The organism is Novosphingobium sp. PP1Y (genome assembly GCF_000253255.1).
Classification (GTDB): domain Bacteria; phylum Pseudomonadota; class Alphaproteobacteria; order Sphingomonadales; family Sphingomonadaceae; genus Novosphingobium.
Map to the genome: position 1 here is coordinate 3,097,910 of NC_015580.1, position 13,167 is coordinate 3,111,076.

14 protein-coding genes and 2 tRNA genes are annotated in these 13,167 nt (G+C 64.1%); 5 read left to right on the forward strand and 11 right to left on the reverse strand.

Annotated elements, in window-relative coordinates; translation table 11 throughout:
- Window positions 1–23: 23 nt before the first annotated feature.
- A complete protein-coding gene (locus PP1Y_RS20655; protein ID WP_013833936.1) occupies window positions 24–704 on the forward strand; it encodes an SDR family NAD(P)-dependent oxidoreductase in 681 nt (226 codons plus the stop codon).
- Here PP1Y_RS20655 and PP1Y_RS20660 read toward each other — a convergent pair.
- The 4 genes from PP1Y_RS20660 to PP1Y_RS25870 all read right to left on the reverse strand — a co-directional run bounded on the left by PP1Y_RS20660 (window position 690) and on the right by PP1Y_RS25870 (window position 4,729).
- A complete protein-coding gene (locus PP1Y_RS20660; RefSeq protein WP_232512486.1) occupies window positions 690–2,171 on the reverse strand; it encodes a hypothetical protein in 1,482 nt (493 codons plus the stop codon). The two genes, PP1Y_RS20655 and PP1Y_RS20660, sit on opposite strands and share 15 nt — an antisense overlap.
- A 122-nt stretch (window positions 2,172–2,293) precedes the next feature.
- On the reverse strand, window positions 2,294–2,902 hold the full coding sequence (gene folE / locus PP1Y_RS20665; RefSeq protein WP_013833938.1) for a GTP cyclohydrolase I FolE: 609 nt from the start codon (window positions 2,900–2,902) through the stop codon (window positions 2,294–2,296).
- Window positions 2,899–4,437 carry a phospholipase D-like domain-containing protein gene (locus tag PP1Y_RS20670; RefSeq protein ID WP_013833939.1) on the reverse strand — a complete coding sequence of 513 codons (1,539 nt, stop codon included), beginning with the start codon at window positions 4,435–4,437 and terminating at the stop codon, window positions 2,899–2,901. The genes folE and PP1Y_RS20670 overlap by 4 nt, the downstream gene beginning before the upstream one ends.
- Window positions 4,438–4,498: 61 nt before the next feature.
- On the reverse strand, window positions 4,499–4,729 hold the full coding sequence (locus PP1Y_RS25870; RefSeq protein WP_148275033.1) for a hypothetical protein: 231 nt from the start codon (window positions 4,727–4,729) through the stop codon (window positions 4,499–4,501).
- 204 nt (window positions 4,730–4,933) lie between these two features.
- Between PP1Y_RS25870 and PP1Y_RS20675 the strand changes: the two genes are divergently transcribed.
- Together PP1Y_RS20675 and PP1Y_RS20680 are read left to right on the forward strand one after the other, a co-directional pair.
- Window positions 4,934–5,536 (forward strand): hypothetical protein, encoded by a 603-nt coding sequence (locus PP1Y_RS20675; RefSeq protein WP_013833940.1) that lies wholly within the window; start codon window positions 4,934–4,936, stop codon window positions 5,534–5,536.
- Window positions 5,537–5,755: 219 nt separating this feature from the next.
- The gene (locus PP1Y_RS20680) at window positions 5,756–7,102 is read left to right on the forward strand and encodes a chloride channel protein (protein WP_013833941.1); all 1,347 of its coding nucleotides are present in this window, start codon (window positions 5,756–5,758) and stop codon (window positions 7,100–7,102) included.
- A 149-nt stretch (window positions 7,103–7,251) separates the two neighbouring features.
- Here PP1Y_RS20680 and PP1Y_RS20685 read toward each other — a convergent pair.
- From PP1Y_RS20685 to PP1Y_RS20695, 3 genes are all read right to left on the reverse strand, one after another.
- Window positions 7,252–7,328, reverse strand: a tRNA-Arg gene (locus tag PP1Y_RS20685).
- A 59-nt stretch (window positions 7,329–7,387) separates the two neighbouring features.
- A tRNA-Arg gene (locus PP1Y_RS20690) sits at window positions 7,388–7,464 on the reverse strand.
- Window positions 7,465–7,508: 44 nt separating this feature from the next.
- Entirely contained in the window at window positions 7,509–7,928 is a 420-nt protein-coding gene (locus PP1Y_RS20695) for a (deoxy)nucleoside triphosphate pyrophosphohydrolase (protein ID WP_013833942.1), read from the reverse strand.
- 100 nt (window positions 7,929–8,028) lie between these two features.
- Between PP1Y_RS20695 and PP1Y_RS20700 the strand changes: the two genes are divergently transcribed.
- Entirely contained in the window at window positions 8,029–8,214 is a 186-nt protein-coding gene (locus PP1Y_RS20700; RefSeq protein ID WP_007014875.1) for a Flp family type IVb pilin, read from the forward strand.
- A 125-nt stretch (window positions 8,215–8,339) separates the two neighbouring features.
- Window positions 8,340–8,507: a Flp family type IVb pilin gene (locus PP1Y_RS20705; RefSeq protein WP_007014874.1), complete on the forward strand. Its 168-nt coding sequence runs from the start codon at window positions 8,340–8,342 to the stop codon at window positions 8,505–8,507.
- Window positions 8,508–8,612: 105 nt separating this feature from the next.
- Here PP1Y_RS20705 and PP1Y_RS20710 read toward each other — a convergent pair whose 3' ends face one another.
- The 4 genes from PP1Y_RS20710 to PP1Y_RS26050 all read right to left on the reverse strand — a co-directional run bounded on the left by PP1Y_RS20710 (window position 8,613) and on the right by PP1Y_RS26050 (window position 13,126).
- On the reverse strand, window positions 8,613–10,118 hold the full coding sequence (locus PP1Y_RS20710) for a M48 family metalloprotease (RefSeq protein ID WP_013833944.1): 1,506 nt from the start codon (window positions 10,116–10,118) through the stop codon (window positions 8,613–8,615).
- Window positions 10,119–10,201: 83 nt separating this feature from the next.
- Complete coding sequence (locus tag PP1Y_RS20715; RefSeq protein WP_013833945.1) at window positions 10,202–11,095, reverse strand: tyrosine recombinase; 894 nt, start codon at window positions 11,093–11,095, stop codon at window positions 10,202–10,204.
- 4 nt (window positions 11,096–11,099) lie between these two features.
- Complete coding sequence (locus PP1Y_RS20720) at window positions 11,100–12,983, reverse strand: hypothetical protein (RefSeq protein ID WP_041559052.1); 1,884 nt, start codon at window positions 12,981–12,983, stop codon at window positions 11,100–11,102.
- Complete coding sequence (locus PP1Y_RS26050) at window positions 12,980–13,126, reverse strand: hypothetical protein (protein ID WP_158511868.1); 147 nt, start codon at window positions 13,124–13,126, stop codon at window positions 12,980–12,982. The genes PP1Y_RS20720 and PP1Y_RS26050 overlap by 4 nt, the downstream gene beginning before the upstream one ends.
- Between the last annotated feature and the right edge of the window lie 41 nt (window positions 13,127–13,167).

The window sequence follows — 13,167 nt, forward strand, 5'->3', positions numbered from 1 at the left end:
CATCAGGGACTGGAGGAGAGATAATGACACGCTCGGTAATCGTCACAGGCGGATTCGGTATACTTGGCCAGGCCGTCGCGCAGGCCTTCGCCGCGGCTGGCGACAAGGTCACCCGCATCGACTTCGCGCCCAGCGCAGCGCAGGCGATCGACGGCGCAATGGATATCGGCAGCGTCGACCTCACCGATACAAAAGCCACGCAGGCAGCGCTCGACAAGGTCATCGCGGCCAACGGCGGGATCGACGTTCTCGTCAACGTCGCAGGCGGCTTCGCATGGGAAACCCTTGAAGACGGCTCGCTCGAGACGTTCGCGAAAATGCATGCGATGAACCTCATGACCAATGCCACGATCACCAAGCTGGCCCTGCCCGCGCTCAAGGCGTCTTCGGCCGGGCGGATCGTCAACATCGGCGCGGGCGGCGCGCTCAAGGCAGGCATGGGCATGGCCTCCTACGCTGCCTCGAAGTCCGGCGTGCACAAGCTGACCGAAGCCCTCGCCGAAGAGCTTGGTGGCACGGGAGTGACCGTCAACGCGGTCCTTCCCACGATCATCGACACGCCGACCAATCGCGCCGACATGCCCGACGCCGACTTCTCGACATGGGTCCAGCCTGCAGCCATCGCCGAAGTCATCGCTTTCCTTGCCTCGGACGCCGGCCGGTCGATTACCGGCGCACTGATCCCCGTTTCACGCGGGGGCTGATCGGCCAGCCCGGGAGGCATTCGGCCTGTCTGCGGGAACATAGACGACGATGCCGTCCCGGTCCCAGATCCTGCGCCAGCCTGGCGCGCGCGACAACTCGTGCGCGAGCGGGGCATTATGCTGCGCCTTGAGCAGGAAGGCAGCCACCGGCCATTTGCGCTGGATGGCCTGAAGGCCCAGCTTTCCTGCCTCGACCTTGCCATTGAAGTGCCACTCCTGAGGCGTGTAGCGATAATACCGCCCGTCGAAAGCGACACGCCACTGCGGATAACCGGCATCGATGATCGGCCCGCCATAGGGAAAGTCGGCGTAGATCACGCCGCGCACGTTTTCCCGGCGCAGACGCTCGATGGCGGCCATCGGCAGGCTCTCGTCGAAACGGGTGGGCAAAAGCATCGGCCCGAGCAAGCCAACCAGTGCGACGGCGACAGTTCCGGTCCAGCGCGGTACACGCATCGGTGCCGGCTGCGGGGACGAGACGACGCGCGCCAGCAAGGGCACAAGCGCAACTGCCCAGAAGAGGACGAACCTGATCGTGACCAGCGTCATGATGAAAAGCGCCGTGGCCAGGGCAAGTTCGCCCAGATCCACGCGTTGGCGATTGCGCAGCACCAACCATAGCGCCAGCGACGCGGCATAGAGGATCGGGAGCGAATCCAGCCAGTTGTCCGGAGCCCACATGGGCAGCCATTCGGACACGCCGATGTCAAAGCTCGCCTGCGCATTGCGCGCCGAAAGTGCGAGGATCGAGCCGCCGTCCGGGGTCGCGAACATGGCAAGGACAGCAACCGGGATCAGGATGGTCTCGGCAATCGGTGGCCGTTTTCCTGTTTGGCGCCACCATGTGAACCACCCGGCGGCGGCATAGACGCCCAGCGCTCCGGCAGCCACGCTGACCGATGGGTGCAGGTTCTGCCACAGGACCAACAGCGGCGCTGCAAGCGCCACGGTCAACCACGTACGCAGTTCCAGGCGCAGTAGCGCCAGCAGCAGGCCGAAACACAGCACCGAGAAGCTCTGCGGCCTGATGCTCGCCGTCGCCAGTGCCGCGACCAGTGACAGGCACAAGGCCACCAGAACCGCCACCGGCGCAGCCCCCTTCCAGCGGCAGGCCAGTGCAACAGCCCAGAAGCCGCCTGCCCAGCACAAGGCATCGAACACGCGCAGCGCGTCCCAGCCGCCCAGCAGCCGGACCTCGGCCATGACCGCCTGCCCCAGCCAGGCCAGCGCCGGAAGCGGATCTCCGATATGGGAAGCTGCGAAGGGCTCGTGCGCAACCGGGCCGCGGTGGGCCAGGATCATCTCGCCCAGCTTGAGCTGCCAGAAGATATCGACGTCCCAGACCTTGCGGGTCAGGAGCAAGGCAAGAATGATCGCGGGCGCAAGCACCAGCGCCCATTCGGCAAGTTCGCCCCAAGGCAATCGAGCCGTCTTGCCGGTGCTTTGCGAGTTTTCCTGCAAAGGCATCCCCCTGCCCCCGTCCGGTGCGGTCGGATCAATCGTGGACAGGGAAACCGATCGCGGGTCGCGGCGCAAGTGGGCAATGCGCAGGTTCGCCAAGAAACCTGCGCAAGATTAGTGCTCCGCGATCAATAGCCCATCAGGCTCAGCACTTCCTTGCGCGTGCGCTGGTCCTCGAGGAATGTGCCCATCATCCGGCTGGTGATCATGCCGACGCCCGGCGTGCGCACCCCGCGGGCGGACATGCAGGCATGGTTCGCCTCGATCACGACCGCAACGCCGTGCGGCTTGAGATGGTCCCAGATGCACTGGGCGACTTCCGCTGTCAGGCGCTCCTGGATCTGCAGGCGGCGGGAGAAACCGTGCAGAACGCGCGCCAGCTTGGAAATGCCGACCACGTGGTCGCGCGGCAGATAGGCGATCGCCGCCTTGCCGATGATTGGCGCCATGTGGTGCTCGCAATGCGACTGGAAGGGGATGTCCTTGAGCAGCACGACCTCGTCGTAACCGCCGACTTCCTCGAAGATGCGGGAGAGGTGAATGGCCGGATCCTCGGCATACCCTAAGCAGTATTCCTTCCATGCGCGCGCGACGCGCTGGGGCGTGTCGATGAGTCCCTCGCGGTCCGGATCGTCACCCGCCCAGCGGATGAGGGTGCGGATCGCTTCCTGCACGTCCTCGGGGACGGGGGGCTTGCCGAGAGGATTGTCCTCATCGGGCCCGATCAGGCTGCTCATCCTTTCAAACTCCTCATCTTCAATTTCTGCATCAATCGAACGCGCATGAGTTGCCCCTTGCGGCGGAACAGCCCTCTGCGCTCGATCGGTTCGAACATTTCATCGGGACGCTCGGGATCGAGCAAGGCGCTCTCGCCAATCGCTCTTTCAGCATCCGACAAATGTTTCAAGGCCAAGGGCGCCAGATGTTTGCCCAATGGCGCAAAAGCATCGATCATCGCGGACATGCTGCCCTGTCGTTCCAGTTCGGTGGCAACGATGTCCTCCTCGATACCGCAATGCTCGGCCAGCAGACGGATGCGCAGACGCTTGATCGAGGGCCCGACGTGGGAATTGGCGGGCCTGCTCGCATCGATGAAGACGTCGCATTCGCTGTCGAGGCCCATCGAGCGGTTGTTCATGTTCGCCGATCCGACACGGATGATCTCGTCGTCGACGATCATCAGCTTGGCATGGACATAGATCGGCGTCCCGTCGGCGGCCAGGGGCGTGTAGATGTGGAAGCGGCTGGCATGATCGGCGTGGTTGAGCGTCTCGACCAGTTCGACGCGCGCCGTGTCCATGGCGAACTGCTCGAGCCAACCGTCCGCGGTGCGCGGATTGATAACCACGAACTCGGGCGGATCGTCCTCCATCAGCCGCTCGCAGATGACTTCGGCAATGGCCCGCGACGCAAAGTACTGGGTCTCGACATAGACGAAGCGCCTGGCGCGGCGGATCTGCTCGATGAACAAGTCTTCGATCTCGCAGACCTGCGAGCACTCACCCCACTTCGCGCGGGTGCGCGCAATGCCGATCTCCACGTTCTCGAATTCGGCATCGAGCGTGCTCGGCCAGGGCGATGCCTGCTGCGGCGCGCAGGGACTGATTGCATCGCCGCCCGCGGCCTGCCAGCGGGCCCGCCCAAGCTCTCCGAGCGCGGAGGCGATCTCGCCCTCCATGATCATCGTGACGTCGTGCCAGGGCCCGTAAAGCCCTCCCGTCGGTCTGCGCCGGCGGGTATCCCGGGGCCGATGTTCGGGCGTGTCCCATCGGTCGGAGGTCATGTCGATACCCCCGCACACGGCAAGGACATCATCGATCACCACGATCTTCTGGTGATGGCTGCAACCGATCGGATGAGCCGAATCGAACTTGAAATCGATGCGCTTGTGGACTGCCCAACGAATGAGATCGACCAGCATCGTGCCGCGAAACAAGGTGCGGATCAGCGAAAAATTCCATTTGAGCAGCAGAATTTCAAGCGTTTCGTTGCGCCGCACCAACCACAGGATAAACGAGCCCAGTCGCGCCGGGAACCGCACCTTGCGGCCGCGCTGCCACCAACGGCGCCCGGATGACAGGAGGATGCGCGAATCGAAATCCCAGCCGATCAGGAAGATCCTCTGGCGCGCATCGACCATGGCCTCGCGGATCACATCGAAATAATCGGCAGCGTCGATCACGAGATGCGCGCGTTTCGCCATGGCGAAACGCCAGACGGAAGGCCCGTGACCCTCGGCATCGTGTGCCGCCTTGCCTCCCTCTTCGTTCATCACCCGCCTTGCTGGATCACCCCGCTGCGGCGATCAAGTCCCCAAACGCCCGCTTGTTCCCTTACGTACACTCGATGCTGAACGCCCCTGCCCCGTTCATCGACTCGATATCGACGAGGTCTGCCGATTCAACCATCAGAATCGCCAAGCAAGCACCCGCAGGAAATCGACGGCCTTGAGCGAGCAAGCCACTGCGAATCGCTTGCCGGTCGTCGGGAATTTCTTTCCGCATGGCGGATTCTGGCCAATTTTTATCAGAAAATGGCACTTTCTGCGGTTGATCTCGTTTCATTCAGGCGCCATTCGTCTTGGCGCGTGTAACTATTGCACCATCGTAGTTCGTTTCGCTGAGTGATCGTTTCGCCAGAAATGAACCCCTGGTCCTTTTGGGCCGGGTCAGTCGTCCGGCAACTTTCCGGACCCCCTTTCGCGCTCCTGCATGACCGGGAGCCGGCATTGGGATCGCATGACGGTCCTGCACGAGAAGGAGTAACACATGAAGAAATCGCTCATCGCCGCCGCGATTGCTGCAGCGAGCCTGGCTCCCGTCGCCGCGGTGGCGCAGGATGCTGCCGCTACCGCCGTCGCCCCGACGGTGGGAGCCAAGGTTTTCGGCCCCGAAGGCAATGAAGTTGGTACCGTTGAAGCCGTCCAGGGCGACGTGATCACGGTTTCGACCGGTACGGCACGCGCCGGTCTTCCGACCAGCGCCTTTGCAATGCGCGCAAAGGGCCTGACCATCGGCATGACGAAAGCTCAGCTCGAAGCAGCCGTTAACGGTGCTGCTGCCCAGTCGACCGAAGCCAAGGACGCAGCGCTTGTCGTAGACGCTCCGATCAAGAGCAGCGACGGCGTCGTGCTCGGCACCGTCACCAAGATCGAAGGTGACGACGTGACCCTCACGCTCAGCGACGGCGCAGCTGTCGCGCTCAAGAAGGCCTCGATCGGTCTCACCGCCGACAGCTCGCTTGCTCTTGGCATGACCGCCGCCGATTTCGCCGCCGCCACCCAGTCGGCAGCCGGTACGGCCCAGGCCAGTGCCGATGCCGCTGCCCCGGCAGGCGCCGAGGCCGAGAACGCCTCCACCGAAAGCGAGTGATCGCAACGGGCCTGTGGCAGGCCTGATATAGCCTGCCATGGCAAATTCAGCAGGGCCGGGACGACATTGTCGCTCCCGGCCCTGTTCTTTTGCGCAGCCCGATTCGCTTGAAGTGGCGATTTCTGGGGAAAATCCTTGCGGTCGCCATGTCTGTTAGCCCAATAGGGTCCGCGAATCCCGCCGTGCAGTGCTGCGCGGCAATTTCCAGATCCAAACACAGTGAGCTGCGGCGCCTTGTCTCCTCAGGAGCATTTCAAACAATTCGCGAAAGCCGTTCCCGGCTTTGACACCTCCTTCGACCTTGCCCGCCGCCGAGCGGCCACTGCCGCCGGCGCCATTTCCCTGGGTCTACTGGCAATCGTCTTCGCCTGGACCGGCGACAAGGCACAGCAGATCTTCCTCTCGATCACGCGCAGCTATCCCTACCTGCCGCTGATTCTCACGCCCAGCGTCTTTGCCGCTGTCGTCTGGATCACCAACACCTGGGCACCTGCGGCCAAGGGCTCGGGCATCCCGCAGGTCATCGCAGCGGGCAAGGACCTCGACCTGGCCTATTCCAAGCTGCTTTCCCTGCCGACCGCGATGGCGAAGCTGGTGCTGACGGTCGCCATGCTGTTGGTCGGTGGATCGGTCGGCCGCGAAGGACCGACGGTGCAGGTCAGCGCCGCGATCATGATCACCTGCCACAAGATCCTGCGCGTCCCGATGACCGCAGGCGTCCTGATCGCCGGGGGCGCCGCCGGCGTCGCCGCCGCGTTCAACACGCCGCTCGCCGGGGTCGCCTTCGCCATCGAGGAACTGGCCTCCGCTTTCGAACAGCGCGTCGCCGTGCTGGTGATGGCCGCAGTCGTCGCCTCTGGCCTCGTCAGCCTCGGCATCGCCGGAGACTATGTCTACTTCGGCGTCATGCACGAAACGCTCGATGTCGGCTCGGTCGTCCTGGCCGCACCGGTTGCAGGCATCCTCGGCGGTGCGGCAGGCGGCCTGTTCTCGCGCTGCCTGCTGGCATTCGCCCGCAGCGGTCATTCCTGGTTTGTCGCAGTGCGCAAGCGCCCGGTGCTTGCCGCCTTTGCCTGCGGCCTCATCGTCGCCATCGCCGGCCTGCTTACCGGCGGCTCGACCTGGGGCACCGGCTACGAGACCACCAAGCAGCTCGTCGAAGGCCAGGGCGATGCCTCGATCTGGTTCGGCCCCGCCAAGTTCCTCGTGACAACGGCGACTGCCGTTTCAGGCGCGCCGGGCGGCATCTTCGCCCCATCGCTGTCCGTGGGCGCGGGCTTCGGCCAATTGCTCTCGTTCCTGTTCCCGGACGACCCGATGGCCGCCATCGTGCTGCTGGGCATGACCGGTTACTTCGTGGGCGTCGTGCGTGCACCGCTGACCGCCGTCATCATTCTCATGGAAACAACCGCCAGCCGGGGCATGATCCTGCCCCTGTTCATGACCGCGATCATCGCCGATGCCGTCAGCAAGCTGGTGTGCCGCGAGAAGCTCTACCACGGCCTATCGAAGGGCTTCGTGGTCCAGCGCAGCAGCCAGGGCGATTCCGCAGCCAAGCAGGCCTGAGACGGCCCCTCAAGGCCTGGCACCGAACAAAGGAGCCCCCGCCTCAAGTGCGGGGGCTTTCCTTTTGCGCCTGTGACATGGCGCCCGAAGCCGTCACCAAGTCCGGACAAAACAAACCCCGCCGAGGCCGAAAGCCTGGCGGGGGATGATGGCGCGCCCGGAACGATTCGAACGTCCGACCCTCAGATTCGTAGTCTGATGCTCTATCCAGCTGAGCTACGGGCGCGCATGATCCAAATTTTATCCGCTTCCACCGGCAGGCCTGAAAAGCCCGATCGGAAGAAATGGCGCGCCCGGAACGATTCGAACGTCCGACCCTCAGATTCGTAGTCTGATGCTCTATCCAGCTGAGCTACGGGCGCGTTGGAGTGGCGCCTTTAGAAAGGGATTCGCCTCGGGTCAACGCCTATATCGTCTTTCTTGCAAGGAAACTGCACAGGGCCTTTGCAAGCGGGTAGTCGAGCGGCGGCATCGACAGCGCCCCGATCGCCCGGGGGACGTGCCATGCGATGGCTTCGGCCTCATGGGGCTGCGGCTCGCCATGCCAGCAGCTGCATTCGTAAAGAAGGATTACAAGCGGGCGGGACGGCCCCTTCCCGCCGCCTGTCGATCCGCTGGCGAAGCCCACTGGCACCAGCGCCTCGGGCTCGATTCGCACGGCCAGTTCCTCTTCCAGCTCTCGTACGGCTGCCAATTCAGGGCTTTCGCCAGGTTCAACCTTGCCCCCCGGGAATTCCCATAGCCCCCCATGTTCGGCACGGAAACTGCGCTGCTGCATGAGGATACGGCCAGCGGCATCGCGAAGTGCAACTGCGACCACCAGCATAGCTGTAAAAGAATTTTCCAGATCCAAGCGCCTTTTTAAGAATGAATTAAGTCCAAGATGAGATCTCCCGGATTACTAGGGGAACTGCGGGACACTCACGATGTACAAAGACATCCTGCCGAAACTGTACGCTGACGAACGCGGCGCCACCGCCGTCGAGTATGCGTTGATACTCGGCCTGGTGGTCCTGGTCGTCATCGTGTCGATCGATTCCGTTGCCACAGTCACAGTCGATATGTGGACCGACATCGCCGACAAGACGGCCACTGCAGTCAGTGGAACCTAGTGGATCAATCGATTTAAGCATTTTTCAACGAATGATCCTTAATTCAGCAAGATGTCCGGATCGCTAATGGGGTTTTGAGCTTGCCGGACCGGGTACACAAGACTGCACTTATCAGGAGACACGACATGAAGTTTCTCGCCAAGCTGCGCCGCAATGAAGAAGGCGCAACCGCAATCGAATACGGTCTGATCGCTGCTCTGATCGCGGTTGCCGCGATCGCTGCCATGCAGGGCATGGGCTCGCAGCTCACCTCGACCTTCGAGAAGACGTCTTCGGCGATGGCCAACGCCTAATTCGGCGTAGTCATAGCAAGAACCGGATAGGGGCGGCAGGGAAACCTGCCGCCCCTTTTCTTTTGCCCGTTCGCGCTGTTCTCCATACTCGACAGAACTGGCGCCTCAGTAAGTGACGATTTTCACTTTCTGCCCCGGCTTCAGCGTCGCATTCGACTGCAGACCGTTGAGCACCAGGAAGCGTTCGAGCTGCGCATCGCTGTACGCCATGCGCTGGGACAGCGAACGCACGGTGTCACCTGACTTTACAGTGACGACATCGAGCAGGCGCGGCTTCACGCTGCCTGCCTCGCTGGCGGATATCCGCTTCAGGCTGCGGAACATCGAATTGAACACCCCGGCGCCGCCCGCCTGCGCGATCGTGACGAAGTGATAGGCCTGCCCGTTGCCGAAATCGTAAGCGAAGACGACGACATCGACGCTGCTGTTCGAGGACTGCACGCGCGCGACGCCATAAGCCGCCGGAATGCCGTTCACTGTCGTGCGCTCGATCGAGGACGGAGCGATCTTCGCCTGCCCCGAATCGGTCAGCCCGGAAAAGACGGTCTGAATGTAGGTCTCGAGGCTTCCGCTCAACTTGCCGCCCGAGAACTGGGCCTTGCCCGACTGACCGTTGATCGACACCGCACTGGAGCCGTTGACCATGTAGAAGCCGTCCGGAGCCTCGAAGGCGAAGCGCAGCACCGGATGGGTGAACTTGCTGCCTTCGACGACGCCCTGCTTGGGATCGTCACCATAGACAAGACCATCGACGCCGGTAAGGAACCTGTCGCGATTGGTGATCCCCGTCGCGTTGCTGCCCGCCCGGTTCAGCGCATCGCGCACGCGCGACGCGGGGTCAGGGTGGGTAGAGGCCCACTCGGGCACCTGATTGCTCGTCCCACGCAACTGGGCCTCGAGGGCATTCTGCCGCGCGAGGCTTTCCAGCACAGTCGCCATCGCCCGCGGATCGTAACCCGCGCGCTTGAGATAAGTGATCCCGAGATTGTCGGCCTCAAGCTCCTGCGAGCGCGAGTACTTGAGCGTCAGAAGCTGCGAGCCCTGCGAGAACAGTTTCTGGCCGAACTGGCCGAACGAACTGTCGCCGAGCAGGACGCCCGAGAGGATCGAGCCAAGCACGCCTATGATCTGGTTGCGCTGGGCGGCCTGCTGGCGCTTGGCGGCATGCCGCGCGGCGACATGGCCCACTTCATGGCCCAGCACGCCGGCCAGCTCCGCCTCATTGTTCATCAGCGCGGTCAACTGGCGGGTGACGTAGACATAGCCACCGGGAATCGCGAAGGCATTGTTCACCGGGCTGTTGAGCAAGGTGACGGTAAAGTCGCCGCGCGCGTTGCTCAATCCGGACTGCACGGCGATCGTCTTGCCTACCGATTCCACGTAAGCGGCTTGGGGACCGGACACCGAACCGCCGAATTCTTCCAGCAACTGGGGATGCGCCTTGGCGCCTTCGGCCTTGTCGGCCTGGCTGATCGAGGCCGACGTTGTCGGCATCCCCGTCGATCCCACGCTGCCGCCACTGGCGGCCGGAACGCATGCAGCCGATCCCAGGGCCACGAAACCCAGGCTCGTGCCGATCAGAGTTGCGGCCCTCAAGCGTCGCGATGCCATGGTCATGCCCTTCCCTTCATTCACTTTTGCACTGTTCGTGATCTTCCGCCTCACACAACGGCGAGGTGCCTCGCTTGTTCCCCTCACCCGCTGCGCTTGCCGGCGAGCGGGTGACGCGCATTGACGAGTTCGACGAGGCGGCTGCTCTCGACATGCGTATAGATCTGCGTCGTGGCAATGTCGGCGTGGCCAAGCAGCGTCTGCAAGACGCGCAGGTCCGCGCCGCCTTCCAGCAGGTGTGTGGCGAAGGCGTGGCGAAGGACGTGCGGAGAAACTCGGGTGGGGTCGATGCCTGCCCGCAGCGCGAGCGCCCGCAGGAGCTGGAACAGGCGCACACGCGTCAGGTGTCCGCTCGCGCCGCTGGAGGGAAACAGGAACTTCGATTGCCCGCGGCGCACTTCCAGCCAACGCGACAGCGCCTGGCGGGCGCGGCCGCTGACCGGGACCATCCTCTGCTGACCGCCCTTGCCCGTCACATGCAGGAACGGCGCATCGCGCGGTACCGCCGTCAGCGGCAAGGAGACCAGTTCGCTTGCACGCAGGCCCGAACCGTAGAGCAACTCGAGCAGCGCGAGCATGCGCAGCGCGTCCGCACGCCCCGTGCAGGCCTCCTCTTCGGCGAGTACCAGGAGCCGCTCGACGTCCTCGTGGGAAAGCAGGCGCGGCAAGGGTCGGCGCGTACGCGGCTTGGGCAGCGAACCGGAGGGATCGTCCTTGCGCAAGCCCTCGTCGACAAGGAAACCGTAGAACTGCCGCAACGCCGAACACCGTCTCGCAAGGCTCGAGGCTGCAAGGTCGCTCCATGCCTGGCCCAGCCCGGCAAGAGCGGGGCCATCAGCGCTGGCCAGATCGCCCAGCTGTTCCCGAGCAGCGGCAAGGTCGCGCCGGTAGGCCGCCAGGGTGTTGGCCGCCGCACCGCGCTCCACTGCCAGCACAGCGAGAAACCGTTCGGCGAGGTCTTCTCCCGCCCCGATCATGCGATCAGGCGCGGCCGACCGCTTCGGCGGCAATCAGGCGCGCCTCGGCTTCCATGCCCACCTGACGCAGGGCGGAAATGATGTGGTAGAGATAGCGCGGCGTCATGCGCTGCCAGTTTGATCCCTGCATGCCGAAGCCCATGAGCAGCACCACGCTGGCGGCATCGCCGCGCCCCGCCGCGCTGTCGATCGCAGTCGTCCAGCGGGTCGAGCCCGCCAGTTCCAGCGAGAGGTCGTTGGAATAGCGCGAGATGTCGTTTTCACCCAGACGCCCCAGACCTGCCAGTCCGGCAACGAGAAACGCGGCCTTGCGCTTGTTGGCGCTTTCATCGTCGTCGATGTAGCGATCGAGATCGCCGGTATCGACCGAGCGGCTGCCATCCTTCGAGACCAGCGCCAACAGGCCCCAGGCCGGGCTCCCCTTCTCCACCACCGAAGACCAGCGCATGGCATTGGCATCGAAACCGGCCGAGAGCATCGACGTGATCAGCGAGGCGGCATTGTCCGCGTAATCCTCCGAGGCCGGCATGCGGGCCGCCGCCGCTGCGGTAAGGACCTTGCGGGCATAACCGGAAGCCGGATCGCTCGCGCTGTTCCACAGGGCCTGCATGGCGGCCAGCCGGGAATCCGGACTCTGCAGCGTATAGGCATCGCGCAGGGACTCCGCCGCGTCCTGGAAGTCGCCGGTAATGTCAGTATCGGCATAGACCTGCGAATAGAGGTCGACCATGGCCGCGTTCGACAGGATGCCGGCAGCGGCGGCGCGATCAGAGGACGCGGCCCGGCGTTGCAGGCTGACCATCGGGGCGAGCGCATTGGTGTAGTCGTACTGCACGCTGGCCTTGTTCATCAGGCGAGCCGGCGGCTCCATGCCGGTGCCGATCGTCAGGCCGTAACGCCAGGGCGTCATGCCTTCTACCTTGTCCCATTCGATCGTGACCGCCCGGCGCGCCTTGCCGGCGGCACCGGCGTATTTTTGAGCAAGGAGCATGTCGATGTTGTCCATCTTGCCGGTTCGGCGATCCCGCTCCAGCCTGGACAGCGCCGAGCTGCTGTTGCCGCGAAAAGCCTCGCAGATCGCCTTGGCAACATCCCATTGCGGATCGTCGCGCAGCTTGCCCTGGGTCGCCATGACCGGGCACAGGCCAGTGAAATCGGCCGTGCGCTCATAGGTCCTCATCGCCAGTTCGCCCAGGGTGGGCGTATAGTTGTCGATATCGATGTCCTGCAGCACGGCGCGCGCGGCATCGATTTCACCCATGCGCAGCAGCAGGCCGATGCGCAGTGCGGCGAATTGCTGCGGCTCCATGCCCGCAGGCGCCTGCAGGCGAGAGACGAGCGCGCGGCGCAGCAGGATGTGGCCCCAGCGCGAAACGAGCGCGCCGCGGTTCGAAGATAGCGCCAGTTCCACCAGCTTCGGGTTCTGCCCGGCGAGCGAGGCCGCAGGTAGCCCGCCCTCGCCCTCAGCCAGCATGCCCACCTGCTCCATCGAGCGGCGCGCGGCAGGCGGCATGTCGAGCTGGATCTTGCTGCCCAGCAACTCCTCGAAGTCGTCCGGCGTCATCTTCTCGATTTCCTCGAGAGTGGGAAGCCGGGTCAGGGCGAGTTCGCCCTCCTGCTGCTGCGTTTGCGCAGCCTGTCCCGTCGCGTTGCCGGGAAGCGCCTGCACGACCGGGGTCGAAACCGCGCGCGGCGCGGCTGGATTGCCGCTCGAGGCATTGGACGAGGCGGCCGGCGCCGCGGTAGCGCGCGAGGTCGGTGTCGGACTGGGCGCAGGCGCCGGGTCCTGGAACATCTTGGGAAGCAGCGATTCGGGCGCATCCTGCGCCACGGCCCAGGCCGATGTCAGGGTCAGGGCCACACCGGCCAGAAGATAGGCGCGCCTCATTTCGGCAACTCCGGTACCGGGACGGGCTGAACGATCTCGCGCACCGGTTCCCGGCCAGCGTCGATCCAGCTCCATGCCAGCAATGCAATGACCAGGATGGCGACGGCTCCCAGAATCGTGCGCCTTCGCATTGTAACCGTCAACTCGCCTTCCTTCACCGATGCTTGCGCTGCGACCTAGCGCA